Source organism: Acidithiobacillus ferriphilus (genome assembly GCF_028215975.1).
GTDB classification, from domain to species: Bacteria; Pseudomonadota; Gammaproteobacteria; order Acidithiobacillales; family Acidithiobacillaceae; genus Acidithiobacillus; species Acidithiobacillus ferriphilus.
In genome coordinates this window covers 2,239,909-2,265,905 of sequence record NZ_CP116458.1, presented here as the reverse complement: position 1 = coordinate 2,265,905, position 25,997 = coordinate 2,239,909, and the positions used below count along the sequence as shown (strand labels likewise).

Annotated in this window: 22 protein-coding genes; 10 read left to right on the top strand and 12 right to left on the bottom strand. The window is 58.6% G+C overall.

All coding sequences use genetic code 11. The features are described from left to right. Positions 1-37 precede the first annotated feature (37 nt). Complete coding sequence (gene fur, locus PJU76_RS11340; protein WP_271779603.1) at positions 38-511, top strand: ferric iron uptake transcriptional regulator; 474 nt, start codon at positions 38-40, stop codon at positions 509-511. On the opposite strand, the gene proB is transcribed toward fur, so the two are convergent. The 5 genes from proB to PJU76_RS11315 form a co-directional block, all read right to left on the bottom strand. Continuing rightward, entirely contained in the window at positions 508-1,638 is a 1,131-nt protein-coding gene (gene proB, locus PJU76_RS11335) for a glutamate 5-kinase (RefSeq protein WP_215849024.1), read from the bottom strand. The genes fur and proB overlap by 4 nt on opposite strands. Beyond that, a complete protein-coding gene (cgtA, locus tag PJU76_RS11330; protein ID WP_064219301.1) occupies positions 1,635-2,759 on the bottom strand; it encodes an Obg family GTPase CgtA in 1,125 nt (374 codons plus the stop codon). Before cgtA ends, proB begins: the two co-directional genes overlap by 4 nt. A gap of 55 nt (positions 2,760-2,814) precedes the next feature. After that, positions 2,815-3,075, bottom strand: a complete 261-nt coding sequence (gene rpmA / locus PJU76_RS11325) for a 50S ribosomal protein L27 (RefSeq protein ID WP_009565803.1) — start codon at positions 3,073-3,075, stop codon at positions 2,815-2,817. Positions 3,076-3,086: 11 nt separating this feature from the next. Beyond that, positions 3,087-3,398, bottom strand: a complete 312-nt coding sequence (rplU, locus tag PJU76_RS11320) for a 50S ribosomal protein L21 (protein WP_064219302.1) — start codon at positions 3,396-3,398, stop codon at positions 3,087-3,089. A gap of 69 nt (positions 3,399-3,467) precedes the next feature. After that, positions 3,468-3,905: a YaiI/YqxD family protein gene (locus PJU76_RS11315; RefSeq protein ID WP_215891950.1), complete on the bottom strand. Its 438-nt coding sequence runs from the start codon at positions 3,903-3,905 to the stop codon at positions 3,468-3,470. A 167-nt stretch (positions 3,906-4,072) separates the two neighbouring features. Here PJU76_RS11315 and PJU76_RS11310 point away from each other — a divergent pair, with 167 nt between their 5' ends. The 7 genes from PJU76_RS11310 to PJU76_RS11280 all read left to right on the top strand — a co-directional run bounded on the left by PJU76_RS11310 (position 4,073) and on the right by PJU76_RS11280 (position 15,400). Continuing rightward, positions 4,073-7,216, top strand: a complete 3,144-nt coding sequence (locus PJU76_RS11310) for a type I restriction endonuclease subunit R (protein ID WP_271779602.1) — start codon at positions 4,073-4,075, stop codon at positions 7,214-7,216. Next, positions 7,206-8,435 (top strand): restriction endonuclease subunit S, encoded by a 1,230-nt coding sequence (locus tag PJU76_RS11305; RefSeq protein WP_271779601.1) that lies wholly within the window; start codon positions 7,206-7,208, stop codon positions 8,433-8,435. Before PJU76_RS11310 ends, PJU76_RS11305 begins: the two co-directional genes overlap by 11 nt. Continuing rightward, on the top strand, positions 8,432-9,220 hold the full coding sequence (locus tag PJU76_RS11300; RefSeq protein WP_271779600.1) for a hypothetical protein: 789 nt from the start codon (positions 8,432-8,434) through the stop codon (positions 9,218-9,220). Before PJU76_RS11305 ends, PJU76_RS11300 begins: the two co-directional genes overlap by 4 nt. Continuing rightward, the gene (locus PJU76_RS11295) at positions 9,217-12,381 is read left to right on the top strand and encodes a DEAD/DEAH box helicase (RefSeq protein WP_271779599.1); all 3,165 of its coding nucleotides are present in this window, start codon (positions 9,217-9,219) and stop codon (positions 12,379-12,381) included. The genes PJU76_RS11300 and PJU76_RS11295 overlap by 4 nt, the downstream gene beginning before the upstream one ends. Positions 12,382-12,471: 90 nt before the next feature. Further along, positions 12,472-12,741: a hypothetical protein gene (locus PJU76_RS11290; protein ID WP_271779598.1), complete on the top strand. Its 270-nt coding sequence runs from the start codon at positions 12,472-12,474 to the stop codon at positions 12,739-12,741. Further along, positions 12,738-13,781 (top strand): PDDEXK nuclease domain-containing protein, encoded by a 1,044-nt coding sequence (locus tag PJU76_RS11285; protein WP_271779597.1) that lies wholly within the window; start codon positions 12,738-12,740, stop codon positions 13,779-13,781. Before PJU76_RS11290 ends, PJU76_RS11285 begins: the two co-directional genes overlap by 4 nt. Beyond that, positions 13,778-15,400, top strand: coding sequence for a type I restriction-modification system subunit M (locus PJU76_RS11280; protein WP_271779596.1), 1,623 nt, complete (start codon positions 13,778-13,780; stop codon positions 15,398-15,400). The genes PJU76_RS11285 and PJU76_RS11280 overlap by 4 nt, the downstream gene beginning before the upstream one ends. A gap of 174 nt (positions 15,401-15,574) precedes the next feature. Here PJU76_RS11280 and PJU76_RS11275 read toward each other — a convergent pair whose 3' ends face one another. From PJU76_RS11275 to metX, 7 genes are all read right to left on the bottom strand, one after another. Then, complete coding sequence (locus PJU76_RS11275) at positions 15,575-17,125, bottom strand: SulP family inorganic anion transporter (RefSeq protein ID WP_271779595.1); 1,551 nt, start codon at positions 17,123-17,125, stop codon at positions 15,575-15,577. Positions 17,126-17,134: 9 nt separating this feature from the next. Then, positions 17,135-17,764, bottom strand: a complete 630-nt coding sequence (locus PJU76_RS11270) for a carbonic anhydrase (protein ID WP_064219309.1) — start codon at positions 17,762-17,764, stop codon at positions 17,135-17,137. Between the two features lie 163 nt (positions 17,765-17,927). Next, the gene (metE, locus tag PJU76_RS11265; protein ID WP_271779594.1) at positions 17,928-20,282 is read right to left on the bottom strand and encodes a 5-methyltetrahydropteroyltriglutamate--homocysteine S-methyltransferase; all 2,355 of its coding nucleotides are present in this window, start codon (positions 20,280-20,282) and stop codon (positions 17,928-17,930) included. A gap of 94 nt (positions 20,283-20,376) precedes the next feature. Continuing rightward, the gene (ubiE, locus tag PJU76_RS11260; protein ID WP_219616634.1) at positions 20,377-21,162 is read right to left on the bottom strand and encodes a bifunctional demethylmenaquinone methyltransferase/2-methoxy-6-polyprenyl-1,4-benzoquinol methylase UbiE; all 786 of its coding nucleotides are present in this window, start codon (positions 21,160-21,162) and stop codon (positions 20,377-20,379) included. Positions 21,163-21,209: 47 nt separating this feature from the next. Further along, a complete protein-coding gene (locus tag PJU76_RS11255; RefSeq protein WP_064219312.1) occupies positions 21,210-21,866 on the bottom strand; it encodes a glutathione S-transferase family protein in 657 nt (218 codons plus the stop codon). 19 nt (positions 21,867-21,885) lie between these two features. Next, positions 21,886-22,491, bottom strand: a complete 606-nt coding sequence (metW, locus tag PJU76_RS11250; RefSeq protein WP_064219313.1) for a methionine biosynthesis protein MetW — start codon at positions 22,489-22,491, stop codon at positions 21,886-21,888. Continuing rightward, positions 22,488-23,639 carry a homoserine O-succinyltransferase MetX gene (gene metX, locus PJU76_RS11245; RefSeq protein ID WP_064219314.1) on the bottom strand — a complete coding sequence of 384 codons (1,152 nt, stop codon included), beginning with the start codon at positions 23,637-23,639 and terminating at the stop codon, positions 22,488-22,490. Before metX ends, metW begins: the two co-directional genes overlap by 4 nt. Positions 23,640-23,837: 198 nt before the next feature. On the opposite strand from metX, the gene PJU76_RS11240 reads away from it, so the two are divergent. Together PJU76_RS11240 and glyA are read left to right on the top strand one after the other, a co-directional pair. After that, positions 23,838-24,617, top strand: a complete 780-nt coding sequence (locus PJU76_RS11240) for a hypothetical protein (protein WP_226844047.1) — start codon at positions 23,838-23,840, stop codon at positions 24,615-24,617. Positions 24,618-24,750: 133 nt separating this feature from the next. After that, a complete protein-coding gene (gene glyA / locus PJU76_RS11235) occupies positions 24,751-25,995 on the top strand; it encodes a serine hydroxymethyltransferase (protein ID WP_271779593.1) in 1,245 nt (414 codons plus the stop codon). The last annotated feature ends 2 nt before the right edge of the window (positions 25,996-25,997 follow it).

Below are 25,997 nucleotides of genomic sequence, written 5' to 3'. Positions count from 1 at the left end.
ATCCTAAACCATTACGCATGGCCATTGCTACGAGCGAATGAACTACGAACGAACAAACAGCGATGAATTGAAGCGAGCCGGCCTCAAGGCAACCTTGCCCAGGCTGAAGATACTCCGCATCTTCGAGGACAGCGACACCCGCCATCTGACTGCGGAAGAAATTTATCGACAGTTGCTGGGGGCCGGTGAAGAGGTGGGTCTGGCCACGGTATATCGTGTGCTTACCCAGTTTGAAATGGCCGGATTGGTGCGAAGGCATCACTTCGAGGGCGATAAGGCGATTTTTGAGCTCAACGAAACGGGGCACCACGATCATATGGTCTGCACGGCCTGCGGCAAGGTGCTGGAGTTTTTCGATGAGGCGCTGGAAGCGCGGCAGCAGGAAATCGCTGCGAATCAGGGCTTCTTTATCAGCGATCATAGCCTTTATCTCTATGGTACCTGTCGTGGTATGCAGGATGTAGGGATTTGTTCGCTGCGGGATGAATTGCCCGGAGGCCGTACGAGTTAGCTGCTGTCGCTGCTGAGCACCAGGTTGTCGCGGTGGATGATCTCAATCTCATCCACATCGCCGAACAAGGTATTCAGCGCTTTGCTGCCCTTGCCCAGACGCAGCAAAACCTCCTGCCTTGCGAAGTTCACTAAGCCACGGGCTACTTCCTGGCCTTCCGGATCAACGCAGCACAGCAGGTCGCCGCGTTGAAAATCGCCCTCGACGGCGGTGATGCCGACCGGGAGCAAGCTGCTGCCCCTTTCCCGGAGTACCCGTGCGGCGCCTGCGTCCAGATGGAGTGTTCCGGTCGGGCGTAGTTGCCCCGCCAGCCAGCGTTTGCGGGCCGCCAGTTTGGCTACGCCCGGACGGAAGTACGTTCCTATCTCCTCCCCGGCCCACAGGCGTAACAGTACGTTTTCAGTGTTGCCTGGGGCGATAAGGGTGGCGGCACCAGACTGGGCAGCGCGGCTCGCCGCCCGTACTTTGGTGATCATGCCCCCGCTCCCCAGCGCTGTCCCGGCACCACCCGCCATTCGCAGCAGTTCGGGATCTCCGGCTTGTACTTCCGTGAGCAGGCGGGCATCAGGATCGTGGCGCGGGTCTTTATTATAAAGTCCCGCCTGATCAGTCAGAATTACCAGTAGGTCGGCCTCCAGTAAATTGGCGACCATGGCTGCCAGCGTGTCATTATCGCCAAAGCGGATTTCGGCACTGGCAATCGCGTCATTTTCATTGATGATGGGAACTACGCCCATCTCCAGCAAAATGCGCAGAGTGGCGCGGGCGTTGAGATAACGCTGGCGATCTCGCAAATCTTCATGGGTAAGCAGGACTTGGCTGCCATGCACGCCGCCGCGGCGCAAGAAGTCTTCATAGACCTGGATAAGTGCCGCCTGACCAACGCTGGCAGCCGCCTGCAGTTGGTGCAGGGCGGTAGGGCGGACTTGCCAGCCGAGGCGCTCCATGCCGGCAGCCACCGCGCCGGAGGAGACGAGAACAATCTCGGTGCCATTGCGGCGGAGTACCAATATTTGTGTGACCCAGGCTTCAATAGCGGCGAGATCCAAGCCCTGGCCATTATTGGTGAGCAGGCTGCTGCCGATCTTGATGACCCAGCGCTGCGCGGTTTTCAGGTCGCGATTCACGCCTCGTTCTCTTCCCAGTCGGCGTCAAGGTCGTCTCCTTGCCAGTCCTCCAAGACCTCGTATTCGTCACTTTCGTCACTCCAGTCCTCGGACTGCTTGGGATCGGGGGCAGGAGGCAGGTCGGGGAGGGCTTGCCAGATGGCATATACCAAGGTCTCACATCCGGCACCACTGGCGGCCGAGATCAGAAAGGCGGGGCCTTGCCATTGCAGCGCTTCGCGAATTTGCTGAAAGCGTGCCGCCGCCTCATCTTCCGGAAAGAGATCCGACTTGTTGACCACCAACCAGCGCGGCTGCTGGGCCAGGGCCGGACTATAGGCGGCCAGCTCCGCTTCCAGCGCACGGATATTGGTTGCCGGATCGCTCCCATCGACGGGGGCCATATCCACCAAATGCAGGAGCAGACGGGTACGGCTGAGGTGTTTGAGAAAGCGGGTGCCCAGCCCGGCGCCTTCGGAGGCACCCGGAATGAGGCCGGGAATGTCGGCGAGTACAAAAGACTCGTGGGTGGCGACGCGGACGACGCCGAGATTGGGATAGAGGGTAGTGAAGGGATAGTCTGCCACTTTGGGACGGGCGGCACTGACAGCCCGGATAAGAGTGCTTTTACCTGCATTAGGCAGACCCAGCAGTCCGACATCGGCGAGCAGGCGCAACTCCAGGCGCAGGTTTCGCTCCTCGCCTGCAGCGCCTTTCTCAAACTGACGGGGCGCACGGTTGGTACTCGATTTATACGACAGATTACCATGCCCGCCGCGGCCACTCTGGGCGACCAATAGCCGTTCGCCTTCGGTACGCAGGTCACCGAGCAATTCGCGGGTGTCGTCGTCATACACCAGGGTGCCGACCGGGACTTTGATCTCCAGGTCGTGGCCAGCGCGGCCCGTCATCTGGCGCCCGGCGCCGCCGTGACCATTTTCGGCACGATAGCGGCGCTGGTAGCGGAAGTCGATGAGGGTGTTGAGGCTGGCCTGAGCTACCAGATAAACACCGCCGCCGCGTCCGCCATCGCCGCCATCGGGGCCGCCGAAAGGAATAAACTTCTCGCGGCGAAAACTCACCGATCCATGGCCGCCGTTACCGGAGGCCACATGAATGCGTACTTCGTCAATAAATTTCATAGAAAAACCCCACTCCCGCAGAAACGGGGCGGGGTCCCTCTGGACAGAGGCCTGCTTAGGCCGCTGAAACGACGCTGACGGTGCGCACCTGACGCGGACCCTTGCGCTCGAACTTCACGACACCCTCGGCGGTGGCAAAGAGCGTATGGTCTTTGCCGATGCCGACGTTGGCGCCTGGATAAAACTGGGTGCCACGCTGACGAATAATGATGTTGCCGCTGATGACTTCCTGTCCAGCGTAGCGCTTGACGCCCAGACGCTTGGATTCGGAATCGCGGCCGTTACGGGAGGAACCTCCAGCCTTCTTATGTGCCATGATTGTGCTCCTTAGGCTTCAATGCCGGTGATGCGGACTTCGGTAAAATACTGACGATGGCCCTGCTGCTTGCGGTAATGCTTGCGCCGGCGCATCTTGAAAATATGTACCTTTTTGGCGCGACCCTGGCTGAGTACGGTGGCCTTCACCGCGGCACCCTCCACCAGGGGGCGGCCTACCTGGACATCACTGCCGACGCCGACCATGAGGACACGGTCCAGTGCGAGTTCGGCACCGGGCTCTACTTCCATTCTTTCGAGCCGGAGCTTGTCGCCCACTGCCACCCGATACTGTTTGCCACCATTCTCAATGACCGCGTACATCACAAACCTCCAACAAGGGTTTCGCCGATACTGCCCGGAAAAGTTCGCAAGGATAGCGTTATCAGTCTATTAACGCAAGAGGAAATCCAGAGCGTTGGCAAAGGCCTGGCGGTCGGCTTGGCTCAGGGTGGCGGGGCCGCCGGTACGCACGCCGGAATCCCGAAGCTGTTCCATCATGTCCCGTATCCGCAGGCGTTCGTGGATGGTTTCGGGGGAATACCGCTCGCCGCGCGGGCTGAGGGCATGGCCATTTTTTTCAAGTACGGCAGCAGCCAGAGGGATATCCGCAGTGATCACCAGATCGCCCGCTTCAATGCGGCGCACGATTTCATCGTCGGCCACATCAAAGCCTCCCGGCACTACCACACTGCGAATATGAGCAGATTGGGGCACGTGCAGGGGCTGATTGGCGACCAGAGTCAGGGGCAGTTTCAGACGCGTACTGGCGCGAAACAGAATTTCCTTGATGACATTGGGGCAGGCGTCGGCATCGACCCAGATATGCATGGAAGCACTCGGAAATGTTGGAGGAATGGACCTTGGCACAGACGGGGCTAGCTGGCAATGCCAGCATCTCGTCACGTAAGCGACCAACCACTTAACGGAAAACGGCAAAATTTTGTCCTTTAAGCCCGGCAGCGTAGAATGCACAAAAACATGCCGCCGGAGAACGCATGAAACCGGAAAACCGCGCCCGGAAACAGATCGATGCCCCAGACACCTACAGTCGGCCCTCTGATGCCCCGGGCTCCGTAGTCCGGGAGGACACCATCGAATACGGCTTCATCGGCAAACTCCAGGGCCTCAAGTACGACTATCGCGAAGACATCCGCGACCGCGCCGCGTTGGAGAAAAACTTCCGCGAAAAATTCGAGGCCCTGAACCGCGTCCGCCTCACGGATACCGAGTTCGCCCGTCTGCTCGATGAAATCGTCACCCCGGATGTCTTCACCGCTGCCAAGACCCTACGCAGCATCAATGCCTTCAGCCGCGACGACGGCACGCCGCTGAACTACACGCTGGTGAACCTCAGGGATTGGTGCAAAAACCATTTCGAGGTCATCAACCAGCTCCGCATCAACACGGACAACAGCCACCACCGCTACGACGTCATTCTGCTCATCAACGGCGTGCCCTGTGTGCAGATCGAGCTCAAGACCCTCGGCGTGAATCCGCGCCGGGCCATGGAGCAGATCGTCGAATACAAGCACGACCCCGGCAACGGCTACACCAAGACGCTGCTCTGCTTCATGCAGCTGTTCATCGTCAGCAACCGCGACCGCACCTACTACTTCGCCAACAACAACGCCCGCCACTTCGCTTTCAATGCCGACGAGCGCTTCCTGCCTGTCTATGAGTTCGCGGACGAGGACAACAACAAGATCACCCAACTCGACGCCTTCGCCGAGCGCTTCCTGAAAAAGTGCGACCTCGGCCGCACCATCAGCCGCTACATGGTGCTGCTCGCCGGGGAACAGAAGCTCATGATCATGCGGCCCTACCAGGTCTATGCCGTGCAGCACATGGTGAAGTGCATCGACGAAGACAACGGCAACGGCTACATCTGGCACACCACCGGCAGCGGCAAGACGCTCACCTCCTTCAAAGCCGCCACGCTGCTGAAGGAAAACGACCACATCCACAAATGCGTCTTCGTCGTGGACCGCAAGGACCTCGACCGCCAGACGCGGGAAGAATTCAACAAGTTCCAGGAAGGCTGCGTCGAGGAAAACACCAACACCGCCGCCCTCGTGCGCCGCCTGCTTTCCGAGGACTACGCCGACAAGGTCATCGTCACCACCATCCAGAAGCTCGGTCTCGCGCTGGACGAAAACAGCAAGCGGAACAAGCAGCGCACCAAAAACGGCCAGGCCACCTACAAGGAGCAGCTCGAAGCGCTGAAGGACAAGCGCATGGTCTTCATCTTCGACGAGTGCCACCGCTCGCAGTTTGGCGAGAACCACAAGGCCATCAAAGCGTTCTTCCCCAAGGCCCAGCTCTTCGGCTTCACCGGCACGCCCATTTTTGACGCCAACGCTTCGCAGCAGAAGATTGAAGACACCACGGCTTCCATGCGCACCACGCAGGACCTCTTCCAGAAGCAGCTCCACGCCTACACGATTACCCATGCGATTGAGGACGACAACGTCCTGCGCTTCCACATTGATTACTTCAAGCCCGAGGGAAACAACCCGCCCAAACCCGGCGAGCCTATCGCGAAGAAGGCCGTCATTGAAGCCATTCTTTCCAAGCACGATGCCGCCACCGGTGGACGCCGCTTCAATGCCATCCTCGCCACCGCGTCCATCAATGACGCCATCGAGTACCACGCGTTGTTCAAGACCATGCAGGCGGAGAAACAAGCCGCCGATCCCGATTTCAAACCGCTGAACATCGCCTGTGTCTTTTCTCCGCCTGCACAGCTCGCGGAGAATCCCGAAAGCAAAAAGGACATCGAACAGCTCTCCGAAGACCTACCTCAAGAGCAGGAAGACAACAAGGTCGAGCCAGAAGCGAAGAAGAAGGCGCTTGAAGCCATCCTCGCCGACTACAACACCCGCTACGGCACCAACCACCGCCTCAGCGAGTTCGATCTCTACTACCAGGATGTGCAAAAGCGCATCAAAGACCAGCAGTGGCCGAATGCCGACTACCCCCCGGCGCAGAAGATCGACATCACCATCGTGGTAGATATGCTGCTCACCGGTTTCGATTCCAAGTTCCTGAACACGCTCTACGTGGACAAGAAGCTCAAGCATCACGGCTTGATCCAGGCCTTCTCCCGCACTAATCGCGTGCTTACCAGTATTCAGGCACCAGACAAACAGCCCCATGGCACAAAACCTTTCGGAAACATCCTCGATTTCCGCCAACAACAAGATTCGGTAGACGCCGCCATCGCCCTGTTCTCTGGGGAAAAAACCGGTGAGCAGGTGCGGGAAATCTGGCTGGTGGACAAGGCGCCTGTCGTGATCCAGAAGCTGGAGGCCGCCGTGCAGACACTGGACGACTTCATGAAATCCCAGGGCCTGGCCTGCACACCTTCCGCCGTCGCCAATTTGAAGGGCGACGAGGCCCGCGCCGCCTTCATCACCCACTTCAAGGAAGTCCAGCGGCTCAAGACCCAGCTCGACCAATACACCGACCTCACCGGGGAAAACAAAGCCACCATCGAACAGGTGCTGCCCGAGGAAGCCCTGCGCGGCTTCAAAGGCCAGTATCTGGAAACCGCCAAAAAGCTCAGAGAGCAGCAGGGCAAGGGCGGCGACAAGTCCGGCTCCAACGACCCCACAGAACAAATTGACCAGCTCGACTTCGAGTTCGTCCTCTTCGCCTCTGCCGTCATTGATTACGACTACATCATGGGCCTCATCGCCAAGTTCTCGCAGAAAGGCCCGGGCAAGTCGAAGATGACCCGTGAGGAACTCATCGGCCTCATCAGCGCCGATGCCAAGTTCACGAACGAGCGCGACGACATCGCCGAATACATCGGCACGCTCAAGGCGGGCGAGGGCCTCTCCGAGGCCGCCATCCGCGAGGGCTACACCCGCTTCAAGGCGGAGAAGAACGCCAAGGAACTCGCTGCCATCGCCGCGCGGCACGGCCTCGCCACCGCCGCCCTGCAAACCTTTGTGGACGGCATCCTCGACCGCATGATCTTCGATGGCGAGCACCTCAGCGACCTCATGGCCCCGCTCGACCTCGGCTGGAAAGCCCGCACCCAGGCTGAACTCGCCCTCATGGGCGACCTCCACCCCCTCCTCACCAAACGCGCCGGGGGCCGCGACATCTCAGGACTCAGCGCCTATGACCAGTAAGACTGCAGCCACCGCCACGAAGGAAGAGGCAATGCCCGCGCTGGTGCCGAAGCTGCGGTTTCCGGAGTTTCGGGAGGCCGAGGGATGGGATGTCGATCCGCTCGGAGACGTGGCGGATTTCGTGAACGAGAAAATTCCTCTCGAACAAGTTGCGTTAGAAAACTACGTCAGTACCGAGAACATCCTGCCGGACTACGGCGGAGTCGCCAGAGCTTCAAAACTGCCGACAACGGCATCGGTGACGCGGTTTAAGCCAAATGACACCTTGGTCTCCAACATCCGCCCGTATTTGAAGAAGGTCTGGGTCGCAGACAAAGAAGGTGGTGCATCGAACGATGTCATCGTCATCAGAGCGAAGCAGAGATTGCTACCGCAATACTTCTCTTGCCTGCTGAAAAACGATGCCTTCATCGACTACGTGATGACAGGTGCAAAGGGCGTGAAGATGCCGAGGGGCGATGTTGCATCAATGAAGGCGTATCCCGTGCTCTACCCCTCCAAACCCGAACAACAAAAAATCGCCGAGTGCCTGAGTTCGGTGGACGAGCTGATGGCCGCGCAAGCGCGGAAAGTGGACGCGCTCAAGACCTATAAAAAAGGGCTGATGCAGCAGCTTTTCCCCCGCGAAGGCGAAACCCAACCCCGCCTCCGCTTCCCTGAATTCCAAAACGCCGGGGAGTGGGAGGTCAAAGCGATTGGTGATGTCTTCAGGGTCACGCGCGGTGAAGTCCTTTCGATGACCTTGGTCAAAGATGAGGCTTCAAACGAAGCACCTTTTCCCGTCTATTCGTCTCAGACCAAGAACAAGGGCTTGGCAGGCTACTACTCTGAGTATCTCTACGAGGGCGCTATTACTTGGACGACAGACGGTGCCAATGCTGGCGATGTCAATTTCCGGCCCGGAAAGTTCTACTGCACGAATGTTTGCGGGGTTTTGATCAACACGCATGGTTATGCCAACGCCTGCGTCGCTGCCCTGCTTAACAGCGTTACTCGGAGTCACGTTTCTTACGTGGGCAATCCAAAGCTGATGAATGGCGTGATGGCGAAGATCGAAATCCCGTTCCCGCCGTTAGCCGAACAACAACGCATCGCGTCGTGCCTGAGCAGCCTCGACGCCCTGATCGCCGCCGAAACCCAAAAGCTCGAAGCCCTCAAGACCCACAAGAAAGGCCTGATGCAGCAGCTTTTCCCAGTGCTCAATGAGGTGGAGGGATGACCTGGCAAACCGCCTACCAGTCGGCACAAGGTTGCGTCTCGTGGCAGGGTGCGCGCGCGCACGAAGGTGACGAATTCAATGCCCTTCTGCAAGGACGGGTCGCTGCACGCCTTAATGATATGGAAGGCGGTGAGGCATTCACCGGACACTTGCGGGGTTTAAGTCTGACCGGCATGGGCCAAACCGCACTGGAAGAGGTGTTGGCCGCCGAGGTGCCGGAGACGCGCGATTGGGCGGCAGGCGAGGCGCTCGCCGAGGCGGTGCTGGAAGCACACCATGACGTGGTACTGCCCTGGAACACCGAGCGTGACAAGCGCAATCCCTTCGCCTCCCTGCCGGGGGCAGATATCGTGGGCTTTCAGCGCGATGGCGGAACTCACAGGCTGGCCTTGGGCGAGGTCAAGTGCTCGTCCGAGGTGACGTCGCCGCCGCAGGTGATGAGCGGCAGAAGCGGTGGTTTGACTCACCAGATCGACAATCTCGCCAGCAACCTTGGCACGATCTGCCAGTTGCTCAAATGGCTGTTGCCGCGCGTGAAGCACACGGCTCATGAACCTGCCTTTAATGCGGCATGTACCCGCTTCTTCAATTCCGAGCGGCGCGATCTGGCGCTGTTCGGAATTTTGGTGCGTGACCAGGAGGTGCGAGAGTCCGACTTGCAGGCACGGGGCCAACAACTGGCGGACCGCCTGCAAGCCCCGACGCATTGCTGCCTCATCGCCCTCTATCTGCCTTGGCCCATTGCGCAACTGCCGCAGGCCATCGGTCAGGGAGGTGCAGCATGAACCACTGGCTGCTCGATGCAATGGCAGAACGACGCAGCTTTGCACTGCGTGAGGCCGATCGCGTGCAGTTCCATCGGGAGATGGGGCGCGAGGTACCCACCTTTGATCATGCGTTGCTGCGTGAGATGGCGTCCGCGCTGGAAATCGCCGTGCTCGACCTGAAGGTGGACCGCTTGGCCGATGAGCCCGAGCAGTTGGCATTGTCGCGCCAGGCGGCGGCAGACGCCTTCCGGCTGTTGCGCATGCTGCCCTTGCCCGCCGAACCAATAGCAGCGAGTACTCATCTGCTACGCGCATCGGTACTGGCCGTGTTGGGTGATCGCGGCGCCGATGCCGCGCGCTGGCTGCGCACACTGGACGAGGCGGGGCATTGGCCCGCCTTGCCGCTGGATGCGCGCAACTGGGGTGAACGCTGTCGAGCCACCCTCACCGATGTCTGGTTGCGGCTGGTGCGGAAAAGAGGTTGGAGTGACCGCGATGCGGTGCTTGAGCGCGTGGCGGCGCTGCGTAGCGCGCAGGAGGAATTTGAGCGTGACTATCTGCACAGCTTCTCACCGCTGGAAGCCAAGCGCAGTGCGCTTGAACTGATTGGGATCTACCACCTGGCCAAGGCAGCGGACGTACTGGCCCACTACATCACTGACGGCGTGGTGGACGGCAGTTATCAGGTGCAGCCCCTGCTGGATAGTCACTTCGACCGGGCAGTCGATGCCTGTGATACCGCGCAGCTCGTAGAGTTGGGGCCGATGACGCGACTGCTGGCCCGCGCCTCTGCACAAATGGTGGACAACGCCCTGTGGACGGTGACTCGGAAAGTGAATTCCCGCGTGACCGACTTCGTGCGCGAGCTAGTGAAGCGCGGACGCGGCGACCGCGCCTTGTTCGACGTGTTGCCCCCACAGCGCCGCACTTTGGCCGAGCGTGGCCTGCTTGGTTCCAGTCGACAGGCTGTGGTGGTGAGTCTGCCGACTTCTAGCGGCAAGACCCTCATTGCCCAGTTCCGCATGTTGCAGGCGCTAAATCAGTTCGAGGATCGCAAAGGCTGGGTAGCCTATCTCGCGCCCAGTCGGGCGCTGGTCAATCAGGTCACGCGACAACTGCGCCGCGATTTCCAGCCACTGGGGCTGATGGTGGAGCGAGTCAGCCCGGCCATGGAGATCGACGGCATCGAGGCTGGCGTGCTAACGGAAGCGAACGATGAGACGCGTTTCCGAATTCTTGTGGCTACGCCCGAGAAGTTCGACTTGATGCTGCGCCAGGGTTGGGAGGACAAAATCGGGCGTCCGCTGACCCTGGTGGTAGTGGATGAGGCGCACACCATTCAGGACAAGGTGCGCGGTCTGCGCCTGGAGTTGCTGCTGGCAACCATCAACCGGGAGTGCCGGGACGCGCAGTTCCTGCTGCTCACGCCCTTCATTCAAAACGCTCGCGAGGTGGCGCGCTGGCTCGGCGGCCAAAATGCGGAGGACATCAGTCTGGGAGTTGACTGGCAACCCAACGATCGAGCTATCGGTATCGTCAGCCCGGTGGACGACGGTTCTGGGAACGGACGGAGCCGGGATTACCGCTTGGATTTCGAGACGGTGCACACCACGCGCCCGTCCATCATGCTGGACGAAGCCTTTTCGCTGGGCAAGGATCAAGCGCTGGCCAAGACTCTTTCGAACGCGAGGGACATAGGTACGTTGGCCGCGATGACTGCGCGCAAGCTCATGGCGCGGGGGCCTGTCATCGCCATGCACAGCCGGCCAGATTACGTCTGGAAGCTTGCCGAGAGACTTAAAACCGGGCAGGCCGGTGCTGTGTCGGATGATGTGCGATTCGTACAGGAGTATGTAGCGGCCGAACTGGGGGCGCAATTCCCCTTGGTTGATTTGCTCGCCCATCGCATCGGTGTGCACCATGGCGGCTTGCCGGAAGAAATCCGCATGCTGATGGAGTGGCTGTTCGAAAAGGGGCGGCTTGATGTGTTGGCAGCCACCACGACTATCGCCCAGGGCGTTAACTTCCCTGTCAGCGGCGTGGTAATGGCCGCCACGCAATACACCCACGGGCAAACCATGCCCCCGGAAGATTTCTGGAATATCGCTGGCCGCGCTGGTCGTGTGTCCCAGGGGCAACTAGGGGTGGTGGCCTTGGTGGCCAAAGATGCAGGCGAAGTGGCACAACGACGCGAATTCATCAACAGCAACACTGGTGACCTGAATTCTGCCCTGATTCAATTGGCGCAGGCTGCATCTGGTGAGTTGACTGATCTTGGAAGAATTGTTTACAGCCACCCGGAGTGGTCGAGCTTCTTGCAATATCTCGTTCACACCTATCGGCAAATGGGTACGCCGTCCAATTTTGTCGATCAGATCGAGCAAGTGCTGCGCGGCACGCTTGGCTTCGAGAAGCTGCGCGCTACTGATAGCCTGCTCGCCCGTCGTTTGCTTGATGGGATTCGAACCTATGTCGATTACATCGCCAGCCCGCAACAACCATTGAAGCTGGTGGACAGCACCGGATTCTCATTGCAGAGCATCAAGACTGTGCTGACGCATAAAGGCAACATTGGGCCGGATTCGTGGGATCGTGAGCGTCTGTTCCGCGATGGCGATCACACCTTGCAAGACATGATGGGCGTGTTGTTGCGGGTTCCTGAGTTGCGTGAGAATTTGGAAACTGTTCTGGGCGGCAGGGCACCGGATGGGAACAAGCTCGCGCTCATCCTCAAGGACTGGGTCAATGGTGAGGAGATCACCACTATCGCCGCCCGCCATTTCCGCAAAGAGGGTGACGATGAGGTGACGGCACTCACCAAATGCGGGCAGAACCTCTTCGGAAAGCTCACGCAGACTTCTTCCTGGGGCCTGAACGCACTGTTGGCGATTACAGCATCCGACCTCTCAGACGAAGAACGCGCCCGGCTGACCAATCTACCGTCGCAGGTATTTTATGGAGTGGCTGGTGATGAAGCCATCGCCTTGCGATTACTCGGCGTGCCGCGTCGGGCGGCGATGCCACTGGCTAGGGTATTGAACTTGGATGCCTTGGCGTCTCTGCCGACAATTCGCCAGCGTCTCGCCGCGCTGACTGAACGGGACTGGCAGCAGGCCTTGGGGTCAGTCGGTAGTACCTATCGCAAGGCTTGGCAAATTATGGACGGGACAGTGGACTAATGGGTAACTGCTCGAACAAATTGGCTAGGCTCAAGTCCCGTAAAAAGATCTGTTGCAGCAGCTTCTCCTATCCCAAGGGGAGGTTGCAGCATGAATGACCTGATTCTCTACACAACCGAGGACGGGCGCAGCCAGATCAAGCTGCGGGCGCAGGAGCAGACCGTCTGGTTGACGCAGTTGGAGATGGCGGAACTCTTCGATGCCACGAAACAGAACATCTCCCTGCACCTGAAGAACGTCTTCGAGGACGGGGAGCTGGACACGGCGGCAACTGTCAAGGAATCCTTGACAGTTCAAGTTGGGGTAGGCCGCACGGCAGTTACCAAGGAATCCTCGGTAGCTCAGACGGACCAGCCATGAGTGAACTGGCCACTTTTCACGCAGACATCAAGGCCATCCTGGAGCAGGCGCGCAACAAGGCGCGGTCGGCGGTGAACGCGGCCATGGTGGAGGCCTATTGGCTGATCGGTCAGCGCATCGTGCAAGAGGAGCAGCGGGGCAGCAGCCGTGCCGTCTATGGCGAGCGACTGCTGGCCAACCTGTCCCGGGCGCTTTCGGCCAGTTTGGGCAAGGGCTTTTCGTATGCCAACTTGCGCAACTTCCGGCAGTTTTACCTGACCTATCCTGATCAGGCGTTTTGCTACACAGCGTGTAGCAAATTGAGCTGGAGCCACAACCGGCTGATCATGCGGGAGGAAGACCCCAAGGCCAGGGCCTACTACTTGGCCGAGAGCGTCTCTCAGCAATGGACCGTGCGCCAGTTGGAACGCAACCTCCAGAGCCGCAGTTTTCAGCGTCTGTTGTCGTCACGAGGCGAGGCCAAAACCGGCAGCGAAACGATCCTTGAACCGCTGGATGACTTCATCAAAGACCCCTACGTGCTGGAGTTCTTGCAGTTGCCGGAATCGGGCCAGTTCAAAGAGAGCGACCTGGAACAGGCCATCATCGACGAGCTACAGAAATTCCTGCTGGAGCTGGGCAAGGGCTTTTCGTTCGTGGCGCGGCAGATGCGCATCAGCACCGAGACCAGCCACTTCTTTATGGACCTGGTCTTCTACAACTACCTGCTCAAGTGCTTTGTCATCATCGATTTGAAAACAGGCAAGCTCACCCACCAGGACATTGGCCAGATGGACATGTATGTGCGCATGTTCGACGACCTGAAGCGCGGTGAGGACGACAACCCCACCATCGGCATCATTCTGTGCGACAGCAAGGATGAAACGATCGTCAAGTACTCGGTGATCCAGGAGAGTCGGCAACTCTTTGCCTCCAAGTACCAGCGCATCTTGCCCACCGAAGCAGAACTGATTGCGGAGATTGAGCGCGAGAAGCGCTTGATCGGGGGGCGTAGCCATGCGCGGCCCCTCACCGACGAACCGGACGAAAACACACCATGACCGAACAAAATCAAAAACAACTGGGCAACACCCTCTGGAGCATCGCCGACCAACTGCGCGGGGCGATGGACGCGGACGACTTCCGCGACTACATGCTGTCCTTCCTCTTCCTGCGCTACCTCTCCGACAACTATGAGACGGCGGCGAAAAAGGAACTGGGACGGGATTACCCCGATGTGGGCGGCGACACCCGCAAGGTGCCGCTGGCGCTCTGGTATGCCAACAACGTGGACGACATCCCGGCGTTCGAGAAGCAGATGCGGCGCAAGGTGCATTACGTCATTCAGCCCGCGCACCTCTGGAACAGCATCGCCAACCTGGCCCGCACCCAGAACGCGGACCTGCTGAACACGCTGCAAGCGGGATTCAAATACATCGAGACGGAATCCTTCGAGAGCACTTTCCAGGGCCTGTTCTCGGAGATCGATCTGAGTTCCCCCAAGCTGGGCAAGACCTACGCCGACCGAAACGCCAAGCTCTGCATCATCATCCAGAAGATCGCCGAAGGGCTGGCGGAGTTCTCCACCGACATCGACGCGCTGGGCGATGCCTATGAATACCTGATCGGCCAGTTTGCCGCGGGCTCGGGCAAGAAGGCGGGCGAGTTCTACACCCCGCAGCAGATTTCCGACATCCTCTCCGCCATCGTCACGCTGGACAGCCAGGAACCGAAGACCGGCACGAAGAAGCGGCTGGAAAGCGTGCTGGACTTCGCCTGCGGCTCCGGCTCGCTGCTGCTCAACGTCCGCAAGAAGGTGAACAAGGCCGGCGGCACCATTGGCAAGATTTACGGGCAAGAGAAGAACATCACCACCTACAACCTCGCCCGCATGAACATGCTGCTGCACGGGGTGAAGGACACGGAGTTCGAGATCTTCCACGGCGATACCCTGCTCAACGAGTGGGACATGATGCGGGAGCAGAACCCTGCCAGGAAGCCGAGCTTCGACGCCGTCGTCGCCAATCCGCCCTTCAGCTACCGCTGGGAACCCACCGACGCGCTGGCCGACGACGTGCGTTTCAAGAGCCACGGCCTCGCCCCCAGGTCCGCCGCCGACTTCGCCTTCCTGCTGCACGGCTTCCACTTTCTGAAAGACGAAGGCGTGATGGCGATCATCCTGCCGCACGGCGTGCTGTTCCGTGGCGGTGCCGAGGAGCGCATCCGTACCAAGCTGCTCAAGGACGGCCACATCGATACTGTCATAGGCTTGCCTGCGAACCTGTTCTACTCCACCGGCATCCCCGTTTGCATCCTCGTGCTGAAGAAGTGCAAGAAGCCCGACGACGTGCTGTTCATCAACGCCGCTGAGCATTTCGTGAAAGGCAAGCGCCAGAACCAATTGACCAAAGAACACATCAACCGGATTGTCGATACCTACCAGTTCCGCAAGGAAGAGCCGCGCTACGCCCGCCGCGTGGACATGGCGGAGATCGAGAAGAACGACTTTAACCTGAATATCTCCCGCTATATCAGCACGACGGTGGCCGAGGAGGAAATCGACCTCGCGGCGACCCATGTGCGCCTGGTGGACATCGAGCGGGCTATCCAGATCGCGACCGCGAAACACAACGCTTTCCTCAAAGAACTCGGTAAGCCGCTGTTACCGTCGGCGGACTGAAAATTTACATGACTTAGAGTGCGGAGCTTGGCCGCCCGTTTCCCGAACCGTTATTACGGTATTCACGTCAAGCATATTCGGCGGCCGGGCATCGGGAGCCTTGTACATTAGCCGATCAGGTCGGGCGGTGGAACTATCAGGAACTCCGATGGCCTGTTTCCGCACATGTCGGTGTCAGACGGGGGCCTTCAGCACCGGCGCATCAAAGCCCTGTTCGCGCAGTCGGATGCCGCGCAAGGGTGCGGAGCGTTCAAAATCCCTGATCACTTCGAGGACATCGTGATCGATGAAACCCACATGTTCGCCATCCAGTATGACCTCTGCACCCTTGGGCAGCCGCTCCAGGATATGGGAGAGCCGTGCCTTGTTAACAAATGTCACCTCCCGATTCAGCGCAATTTTGTAAGCGGAACCCTCCCGTCCAATCTCAATGGCGCTGTGGTAGTTGGCCTTGAGCACAAAGAACACACCTGCCAGCAGGCCAACGACCACCCCGGTAATGAGACTGCTGAGCAGAATCGCGACAATGGTGATTACAAACGGAAGATACTGAGATTTATCCAGCCTAAACATTCGCTTGAATATACTTGGATGGGCCAGCTTGAAGCCGACGAAAATCAGGATGGAGGCTAACGCAGCCAGCGGAATCCGGTTCATCAGCGTCGCCAGAAACAGTACGGCAAGTAGCAGAAACAGGCCATGTAGAAAGGCACTCGCCTTAGTGCGTGCCCCCGCCGCCACGTTGGCGGTACTGCGCACGATAACCGCCGCCACCGGAAGGCCGCCGATGAGGCCACTGGCGACATTGGCGATGCCCTGACCCAGCAGCTCGCGGTCCAGCGGCGTGCGCCGTTTGTAGGTATCGAGTTTGTCGGCTGCTTCGATAGAAAGCAGGCTTTCGAGGCTCGTTATGAAGGTGAGGGCGACAGCCGTCACCCAGACACTTTTCGATCCGATCATCCCCCAGTCCGGCATTTGCAGCATACCCCGCAAATCTGCGAAGGAGTGAATGATTGGCAGGTTGACCAGATTCTGGCCGCTGACGGCCAGCTCCGGAACGGCGTAGAGCAACAGTGCGTTGAGTAAGGTGCCAAAAACTACCGCCATGAGGGGTCCGGACAGCCAGGTTTGTTTGCGCAACACCGCTACTTTGTCCCAGGTGATCAGGATGGACAGGGTGAGTACGCTGATCAGCAGGGCGCCCCACTCCAAGTGCGCCAGGGCAGCGATGACACCGCTGAAGGTGTTCTCGCCATGGACACTGATAAAGTCCTGACCGCCGAATTCGCCCAGATCAAAACCGATGGCATAGGGAAACTGCTTGAGGATGATAATGATGCCGATAGCCGAGAGAATGCCCTGAATGACGGCGGAAGGGAAAAAATAGGCCACGACGCCCGCACGGACAATACCTAAAACGATCTGAATGCCCCCGGCGATGACCACCGCCAGCAGAAAAGCGGAGAAACTTGGGAGGACCTGCATTGCCACCAGTACCGTGGCGACGATGGCAGGGGTCGGGCCGCTGACGGCCAGATGCGAGCGACTGAACAGCGGGACCAGCAGACCCCCCACTACGCCTGCTATGAGTCCGGAAATGAGGGGCGCGCCGGAGGCCAAGGCAACGCCCAAACACAACGGCATCGCCACCAGTGCCACCACCACCGCCGCAGGCACGTCGGCGCGCAGGTTTTTGAGGGGCGAAAGATTGGCGTTGTTTCCCATCGTTTGTTCTCAGACAAGCCGTTCGAACTGGTGTGCGCTGGCGTTATAGGCCAGCAGGGCGCCTTCTTCCATATCAAAATACCAGCCGTGCAACTGCATCTCACCCCGCACTACGCGGCGACGCACACTGTCGAAGGTCAGCAGGTTTTCCAGGGAAACCAGGATACTGGCTTTTTCGAGGGCGCGCGCCTGTTCTTCGGGGCTGGCATCAGCATATTCCCGCATCACGTCAGAACGGGCATCTCTGGCGATTTCCACCCAGGGGCCGACATACTTGCCTTCAGTGCCGTTCAATAGCGCTTTCATGCCACCGCAATGCGAGTGGCCGTTGATAATGATGTGTTCCACATCCAAGTGACTAACCGCGAAATCCACCGCTGCGCTGGTGCCATGAAGATGGCCGTCTTGCTCTGCCGGAGGAACGAGATTCGCGACGTTGCGCACCACAAAAATGTCTCCGGGCTCGCTGCCGTAGAGTGACGTAGGTGTGACTCGGGAATCGGAACAGCCTATCAGCATGACTTTCGGGCTCTGCCCCTTCTCCACCAGGGTGTCGAAGAAGTCCGGCCGTTTCTCATAATAGCTGTGGCGGAATTCCTTGAAGCCGTCGATCATGGTGTCGATCACGTCGTTATTCATGGCTATCACTTCCTCGTTATCGGATGAAATTCAGAATGAAAGTGTGATCTTGCCCTGGACTTTATCAACAAGTCTCAATAACTATCAAGTTATTTGATAATGTTGGGAAATGGTCACAAAAAAGCCCCCAAAGGGGGCTCTGTGGTGCCGCTTATGACCGGGTTCAGGCGTGACGGGCGCGCACCTGTTTGGCCGCTTCCACCATGTTCTCCAAGGCGGGCGTCACTTCCGCCCATTTGCGGGTTTTCAGACCGCAGTCGGGGTTGATCCACAGGCGTTCGGCGGGTACCACTTTGACCGCCTTTTCCATCAGGTTGACCATTTCTTCCACGCTGGGTACGCGTGGGGAATGGATGTCGTACACGCCGGGTCCAATTTCGTTGGGGTAGTTGAAGGTGGCGAAAGCATCCAGCAACTCCATCTGCGAACGCGATGTCTCGATGGTGATGACATCGGCATCCATGGCCGCGATGGCGGGCAGGATGTCGTTAAACTCTGAATAGCACATGTGCGTATGGATTTGTACGTCATCCGGGGCGACTTGCGCCGAAATGCGGAAAGCGCGTGACGCCCAGTTTAGATACTGTTCCCAGTCCTTACGCTTGAGAGGCAAACCTTCACGGTAGGCGGGTTCGTCGATCTGGATGATACCGATGCCGGCATCGATCAGATCTTTGACCTCGTCACGGATGGCGAGGGCGATCTGCAGTGCGGTGCGCTCACGGGGTTGATCGTCGCGGACAAAGGACCACTGCAGGATAGTTACCGGGCCGGTCAACATGCCCTTCATCGGACGCGGGGTCAGGGACTGAGCGTATGTACTCCAAGCTACCGTCATCGGCGTGGGGCGAGACACGTCGCCGAAAATTAATGGCGGCTTCACGTAGCGCGAGCCATAGCTTTGCACCCAGCCGTGCCGGGTAAAGGCAAAGCCGGATAACTGCTCGCCGAAATATTCGACCATGTCATTGCGTTCCGGCTCACCATGCACGGGTACGTCGATGCCCAAACGCTCCTGTTCCTTCACCACCAGTGCAATTTCTGCTTCCATCGCCTTCTGGTAATCGATGTTGCTCAGTTCACCCTTGCGATTCTGCAAGCGGGCCTTACGAATTTCCGGAGTCTGCGGGAAGCTGCCAATACTGGTGGTGGGGAAGGCGGGCAGCTTGAAACGTGCGCGCTGTGCGGCTTCACGGGCGGGGAAGGGGCTGTGACGCCGACCGTCATCCTGGCCCAAATCCTCCAGACGCTGGGTGACCGCCGGATTGTGGATGCGCGGCGAACTGCGGCGGGAAGCGATGGCGGCACGGGCGGTAGCCAGTTCCTGCGCCACGGACTCCACGCCTTTGTCCAGGGCGCGACCGATAACGGTCACTTCATCGAGCTTCTGCACGGAGAAGGCCAGCCAGGATTTCAGTTCGGCATCCAACTCTGTTTCCTGCTCCAGATCCACCGGCGTATGCAGCAGACTGCAAGAGGGCGCCACCCAGAGGCGATCGCCAAGCTGTTGATGGGCCGGTTGTAAAAGCGCCAGGGTGGCATCCAGGTCAGCACGCCAGACGTTGCGACCATCGATGACGCCGAGAGAGAGCACTTTGTCGGCAGGGTAGTCAGTGAGGAAACTATTCAACTGCTGCGGAGCACGTCGCAAATCGAGATGCAGGCCGGCTACCGGCAGGGTCTTGAGGGTTTTTGCATGATCGGCAACGGAATCAAAATAAGTCGCCAGCAGCACCTTGGGTGTTTTGCCCTGGCTTAGGGTCTGGTAAGTCGACTCCAATGCCTTGACCCACTCCTGGGGCAAGGCGAGGGCAAGGGCAGGTTCATCCATCTGTACCCACTCCACATCCAGATCCGCCAGGCGGGCGAGAATCTCGGCATAGACCGGCAATACTTTGGGCAGCAGGGTCAGGCGGTCGAAGCAGGCAGTGCCAACCGGTGCGCCGTGGCCGTGACAGGCACTATCATCATGATGATGCTGTGCCTCGTGCTGGGCTTCGGCGTTGAGGTCCTTTTCCTTGCCCAGCCACAAATAAGTGATAGGGCCGACCAGGACGGGCTTGGTCTTCAGACCCAGTGCCTGGGCCTCCTTCACCTGGGTAAAAATACGGTCGCTGGCGAGGTGGAAATCCATGCCCTCGTGAAATTCCGGGACGATAAAGTGATAGTTGGTATCAAACCACTTGGTCATTTCCATGGCGGGCTGGGTGCTGGAGCCGCGCGCCATGGCGAAGAAGGTGCCGAGGTCTACTTGGTCACTGGAAAAGCCATAACGCGGTGGAACAGCGCCGAGCGTACAACTCATGTCGAGCATATGATCGTAGAGGCTGAAGTCACCTACAGGTACTAGATCCATACCACAGGTTTGCTGAATCCGCCAGTGGCGATCACGTAGCTGAGCGGCGCGTGACTGTAATTCCTTCTCGTCAATTTCTTTGGACCAGAAGCTTTCCAGCGCCTTTTTCAGTTCACGCTTGTGACCGATACGGGGAAAACCGAGACTATGGACCGATGTCATGGCATTACTCCTCTGCGAAAATTGCCGCCATCATGCCCTGCCGCGCCAGTGGGCTCAAGAGGGAATTTTTAGGCTAGGTGATGAAAAGCATTCATCAATCCATCCGGAACCCGCGATGCAGTGCGACAATCCCACCAGAGAGGTTGAAGACTTCTACCCGCGCCAGTCCGGCGTCTTCCATCATCACCTTGAAGGTTTCCTGATCGGGAAAGCGGCGAATGGATTCTACCAGATACTGATAGCTCTCCCGGTCTTTGGCGATCAGTTCGCCAATGCGTGGCAAGAGATTGAAAGAATACAGATCGTAAATACTCTGCAACCCCGGCCAGCGCGGGTGGGAGAATTCGAGGATCAGGGCCCGTCCGCCGGTTTTCAGTACCCGATAAATCTCGCTCAGGGCGCGTTCTGGATGGGTCATGTTACGGATGCCAAAAGCGAGGGTCACGATATCAAATTCCCGATCTGGAAAGGGGAGCGCCTCGGCGTTGGCCTCTACGAACTCGACACCGGCGATGATGCCTTTATCGGCCAGCCGACTCTCACCGACCGCGAGCATCTCCGCGTTTATATCAGAAACCACGATTGAGCCATTCGGCCGAACCCGCGGATGAATTGCCGCCGCCAGATCGCCGGTGCCGCCCGCCAGGTCCAGCACCCGCTGCCCTGGTCGGGGACGGGCGAGATCAACGGTGAAGCGTTTCCACAGGCGGTGGACGCCGAGGGACATGAGGTCATTCATCAAGTCATACTTGCTGGCGACGCTGCTGAAAACCCCTTTGACGAGTTGTTCCTTCTCCGTTTCCGGCACTTCCTGATAGCCGAAATGGGTGGTCGGCACCAGAGCCTGGCTCTGCTCCCCGTTCTCTTGATGCTCGCTCATACGGTCAACTCCTTCACTTTGGGCGAATCTGTGGTGCTGTAATATCTTCAGGCAGATCGCAAAAACAGGCTGCCCTTCTCACTGATATAGTTGCGTAAGCAATCTGGAAAATCTGCGGTTACCGATCCGGCGACTTCTGGTAATTCCATGAGTGATGCCGTCCAGCGCCGCAGTTTGCCCAGGGATTCCCAGCGCGGCAATGGGCGTAGGGCATGGAGGATTTCCATGCGCATGAACAGCGGCGCCAGGGCAGCGTCTACCAGACTGAAATACTCATTGGCAAAGAAGGGGCCGTCCCCCATGATTTTGTCCAGCCGCTCCAGCTTGTCAAAAAGCTGGCGACTGGAGGCGGCGAAACGTTCTTCCCCTTGGGCGATCATCATCTGGAATTGGTCGTTCAGTATTTCGCTGCCGAAGGCGATCCAGGCGCGGTGTTGTGCCCGTTTCAGGGGGTCGGCGGGATGCAGCGCGGGGGCGATGGTTTCGTCCAGATATTCATTGATGACCTGCGATTCAAAGAGCACCGTGTGTTCATCAATTTTCAGGCAGGGCACCTTGCCCATGGGCGACAGCGCCAGAAACCACTCCGGTTTGTGCGCCAGATCGATATGGGTAAGGGTGAAACCCACCTGCTTGTGGAGCAGGGTGATGATGGAGCGTTGCACGTAAGGGCAGAGGGGAAAGCTGATGAGTTCTAGGGCCATGGCATTTTCCTGCTGCGGGTTAGCGCGCCCTCAGGGCGCAACGATAAAGAGCCACCTCGCCGAAGAGATTGGGCAACAGGCGATTACGCCAGGTTTCGCGACGACGGTCATTCAGTACGACGCGCTGATGAATCACGATGCCGCTGTCCCGGCACAGGGACTCAAAATCACGAATGGTACACAGATGAATGTTGGGCGTATCGTACCACGTATGCGGCAACGCGTCTGTCATAGGCATGCGGCCGAGCACTCCCAGTTGCCAACGCGCATGCCAATGCCCCATGTTGGGAAAGGTGACGATCACCTCGCGTCCAACCCGCAGCATTTCCAATAGGAGTTCGCGCGGATAGGTGGAGGCCTGCAGGGTCAGGGAAAGAACTACCGTATCGACGCTGTGATCGGCAAAATTACGTAAGCCCCGATCGAGATCCTGCTGGATCACCGGTATGCCCCGGCGTATGGCGGCGACGACCCGCGCTTCCTCAATTTCGACTCCGTAACCCTGTACGCCTTTTTCAGCGCGCAGATAGGCCAGCAACTCGCCTTCGCCACAACCCAAATCAAGTATGCGGCTTTGTGGCGCGATCCAGTCGGCGATGATCGCCAGATCCTTGCGCAGGATCATACGCCCACCTCTTCAGCGACTCGCCCGAGGTAGGCGCTCAACACGGCCACATACTGGGGGATGGGCATCAGGAAAGAATCGTGGCCGTGTTCCGCCTCGATCTCGGCATAACTGACGTCTCGATTGCAGGTGTACAGGGCTTGCACGATTTCACGCGAGCGTTCCGGGGAGAAACGCCAATCTGAACTGAAGGAGATCACCAGAAAGGCTGCCTGTGTGGAGGCAAAAGCTTCGGCTAGATTTCCGCCAAAAGCGTTGGCTGGATCAAAATAGTCCAAGGCCTTGGTGATGTAGAGATAACTGTTGGCATCGAAGCGCTCGACAAAGCTGGAACCTTGATAGCGAAGATAACTCTCTACCTCGAAATCCACGTCGAAGCCGAAGGAAAAAGCCTTGCCGCCGCGGGTGTCGCGGCCGAACTTGGTGCGCATGGCGTTGTCGGAAAGATAGGTGATATGTCCGATCATGCGCGCCAGTGACAATCCGCGCCGGGGCTTGGTGTTGTGGGCATAGTAGCGTCCGCCATGGAAATCCGGATCGGTCATGATGGCCTGTCGGCAGACTTCGTTGAAGGCAATATTCTGCGCTGTGAGTTTGGATGCTGCGGCGATAACGACTGCGTGACGCAAGCGTTCCGGGTAATCCATCGTCCATTGCATGACCTGCATGCCTCCCAGACTGCCGCCGACGACGGCCGCCCACTGCGCAATACCCAGATGGTCGGCAAGATCCGCCTGTGTCCTCACCCAGTCGCGCACCGTGACCATCGGGAAATCCAGTCCCCAGGGCGTGCCGGTCTCCGGATTGATGCTGGCCGGGCCTGTCGAACCTTTGCAGGAGCCGATGAAGTTGGCGCATATGAAGAAAAATTTATTTGTATTCATTGCCTTACCTGGACCCAGCAGGTGCTCCCACCAGCCTGGCTTGCGATCGTCCATAGTGTGGTAACCGGCCGCATGGTGGTCGCCGGAAAGAGCGTGGCAGAGCAGGATGGCATTGCTCCGCTGCGCGTTGAGGGTGCCGTAGGTCTCATAGGTGAGGGAGTAGCCGGGTAATTCGCGGCCACACTCCAGCTTCAGAGGTGCCGAGAAAAACACGGTCTGTGGGGTTACCAATCCAACGGAATCAGCGGGTATTTTTGCGGGCATTGCGCACTTTAATTTTGTCGGGAAAGCCATTAGGCAGTCTAATCGTGCTAGCCGCTGGCTACAAGATAGAGGCACGAGTGCTGGGTCAACCACGGTTTTTGTAATGGCGCATGTTCTTGGCTAAAATAAAAAAGGACTGTTTCGATCTGATCACGAAGTGGTGTGCAGTTCGTTTGCCCTCAGTCCGGGAGCAGTGCTTTGGCTTGGAAATGGTTGGATCGAATGGTGAGTTGGGTGGAAGGCGGTGCCGGGTTGGTGGCGGCGCGCCCTAAGCCTTGGCTTGCGTTCGCCGCAGGGGCCATGCTCTTCACTGCCATCCCCTTCCCGGGCTGGCTTATGGATGCGCTGGCACCACTTGGACTATTGGTCGGTTTGCGTATCGTCGGGCGTAGTGAAGGGGAAGAATACACCGCGCAGCAAATCCGGCACGCACTGCATGTGGCCGTGTTATGGGGCATGGTGTTCGCGGTGTTTGGCATGATTTTCGAGTTTGGCCGGGATCTGGTGGTTATGGGAGGGATCCTCGCGGGGATTCAAATGCCCTGGAATAACGGATCAGGATTGGGGCAGGGATTTTGGGGCTGGTGGTTTGCTTTCGGCGAGCGTTTTTCTGACCTCGCGCTGATGCCCTACTTCTGGTTTTCGCCCGCCTTTTTTGGCATAGCCCTAGCCCTGCATAAAGGACACGGCTGGCTGGAGTCTGAGGTGGAAACTGCCCTAACCCTTATTTTCCGACCGGAACTGCGCGATCCCCTCATTGCCCTCTGGGCGATTATTTTGATCAGTAATGTATTGATGCCGTCCTTCTCGCAGGTGTGGCTGGGTTTGGTGGTCTGGGTGCTGGGTCCGCCGGTCATTTATGTGGCTTATCAGGATATTTTTGCGGACAAGCAGCGGCCACGCCGTGGCAAGAAAGAAAAGGCAGCGCTGAAGTTCGTTTTGCAGGGCCATCCACAGCCGGTGCGCATCAAGATCTGATCCAGCGAATGCCCGGATCGCAGGCGTCGAATGAAAGGGATTCATGACGCACACCAATTTTTCACCCTTGCTGTGATCGCGCGCATCCATTAGTGTTTACCCCTATTTTTCTCAAGTTCTAAGGAGTTCGGCCATGTTTTCCAAAACCCTGACCATTGCTGATTTCGATCCGGCGCTATGGGACGCCATGCGCAAGGAAACCCGGCGCCAGGAAGATCATGTCGAACTCATCGCCTCTGAAAACTACGCCAGTCCCATGGTGATGGCCGCGCAGGGCTCGGTGCTGACCAATAAATATGCGGAAGGTTACCCGGGCAAACGCTACTACGGCGGCTGCGAGTATGTGGACATTGCCGAGCAGTTGGCCATTGACCGTGCCTTGGAGCTTTTTGGCGCCGAACATGCCAACGTCCAGGCCCACTCCGGTTCGCAGGCCAACCAGGCGGTTTATCTTTCTGTGCTCCAGCCTGGCGATAAGATTATGGGTATGAGCTTGGCCCACGGTGGCCATCTGACCCATGGCGCCAAGGTGAACGTGTCCGGTAAACTCTTTCAGGTTGCGGCTTATGGGGTGCGCGCGGAAGATGGCCGTATCGATTATGACGCCATGGCGGAGCAGGCGGAGCGGGAACGTCCGAAGATGATCGTCGCGGGTGCCAGCGCTTACTCACGCGTTATCGACTTCGCCCGCATCGGTGAGATTGCCCGCAGCATTGGCGCCTATCTGCTGGTGGACATGGCGCACATCGCCGGTCTCGTAGCCGCAGGCCTGCATCCCAGCCCGGTGCCCCATGCGGATTTTGTCACCACCACCACCCACAAAACCTTGCGCGGACCCCGCGGTGGTTTGATCCTCTGTCGGGAACAGTATGCCAAGAAGGTGAATTCCCTGATTTTCCCAGGGTTACAGGGGGGGCCGCTGATGCACGTCATCGCCGCCAAGGCCGTTGCCTTCCGCGAAGCATTGCAGTCGGAGTTCAAGGTGTATCAGCAGCAAGTCATCCACAACGCGCAAACCCTGAGCAATGTGCTGAGCGGGCGGGGTTATGGTGCAGTTTCGGGTGGCACCGACAACCATCTCTTCCTGCTGAATCTGGGCGAGAAGGTTACGGGTAAAGAGGCGGAAGAGGCACTGGGGCAGGCCAACATCACCGTCAACAAGAACGCCGTGCCCTTCGACACGCGTCCGCCGGCGGTCACCAGTGGCATCCGCATCGGTACGCCCGCAGCCACCACGCGTGGTTTTGGCGAGTCCGAAATGCATCGCCTGGGTAACGGCATTGCGGATGTTCTGGATGCGGCCGGCGATACATCGGTCATTGAACGAGTTCAGGCGGATATGAAGGCCCTCTGCCATCAGTTCCCGGTGTACGGCTAAGT

Bases quoted from the DNA above. Each gene is read 5' to 3' on its own strand.
- fur (WP_271779603.1), top strand. From the start codon at position 38: ATGAACTACGAACGAACAAACAGCGATGAATTGAAGCGAGCCGGCCTC.
- cgtA (WP_064219301.1), bottom strand. From the start codon at position 2,759: ATGAAATTTATTGACGAAGTACGCATTCATGTGGCCTCCGGTAACGGC.
- rpmA (WP_009565803.1), bottom strand. From the start codon at position 3,075: ATGGCACATAAGAAGGCTGGAGGTTCCTCCCGTAACGGCCGCGATTCC.
- rplU (WP_064219302.1), bottom strand. From the start codon at position 3,398: ATGTACGCGGTCATTGAGAATGGTGGCAAACAGTATCGGGTGGCAGTG.
- PJU76_RS11315 (WP_215891950.1), bottom strand. From the start codon at position 3,905: ATGCATATCTGGGTCGATGCCGACGCCTGCCCCAATGTCATCAAGGAA.
- PJU76_RS11310 (WP_271779602.1), top strand. From the start codon at position 4,073: ATGAAACCGGAAAACCGCGCCCGGAAACAGATCGATGCCCCAGACACC.
- PJU76_RS11305 (WP_271779601.1), top strand. From the start codon at position 7,206: ATGACCAGTAAGACTGCAGCCACCGCCACGAAGGAAGAGGCAATGCCC.
- PJU76_RS11300 (WP_271779600.1), top strand. From the start codon at position 8,432: ATGACCTGGCAAACCGCCTACCAGTCGGCACAAGGTTGCGTCTCGTGG.
- PJU76_RS11295 (WP_271779599.1), top strand. From the start codon at position 9,217: ATGAACCACTGGCTGCTCGATGCAATGGCAGAACGACGCAGCTTTGCA.
- PJU76_RS11290 (WP_271779598.1), top strand. From the start codon at position 12,472: ATGAATGACCTGATTCTCTACACAACCGAGGACGGGCGCAGCCAGATC.
- PJU76_RS11285 (WP_271779597.1), top strand. From the start codon at position 12,738: ATGAGTGAACTGGCCACTTTTCACGCAGACATCAAGGCCATCCTGGAG.
- PJU76_RS11280 (WP_271779596.1), top strand. From the start codon at position 13,778: ATGACCGAACAAAATCAAAAACAACTGGGCAACACCCTCTGGAGCATC.
- PJU76_RS11275 (WP_271779595.1), bottom strand. From the start codon at position 17,125: ATGGGAAACAACGCCAATCTTTCGCCCCTCAAAAACCTGCGCGCCGAC.
- PJU76_RS11270 (WP_064219309.1), bottom strand. From the start codon at position 17,764: ATGAATAACGACGTGATCGACACCATGATCGACGGCTTCAAGGAATTC.
- metE (WP_271779594.1), bottom strand. From the start codon at position 20,282: ATGACATCGGTCCATAGTCTCGGTTTTCCCCGTATCGGTCACAAGCGT.
- ubiE (WP_219616634.1), bottom strand. From the start codon at position 21,162: ATGAGCGAGCATCAAGAGAACGGGGAGCAGAGCCAGGCTCTGGTGCCG.
- PJU76_RS11255 (WP_064219312.1), bottom strand. From the start codon at position 21,866: ATGGCCCTAGAACTCATCAGCTTTCCCCTCTGCCCTTACGTGCAACGC.
- metW (WP_064219313.1), bottom strand. From the start codon at position 22,491: ATGATCCTGCGCAAGGATCTGGCGATCATCGCCGACTGGATCGCGCCA.
- metX (WP_064219314.1), bottom strand. From the start codon at position 23,639: ATGCCCGCAAAAATACCCGCTGATTCCGTTGGATTGGTAACCCCACAG.
- glyA (WP_271779593.1), top strand. From the start codon at position 24,751: ATGTTTTCCAAAACCCTGACCATTGCTGATTTCGATCCGGCGCTATGG.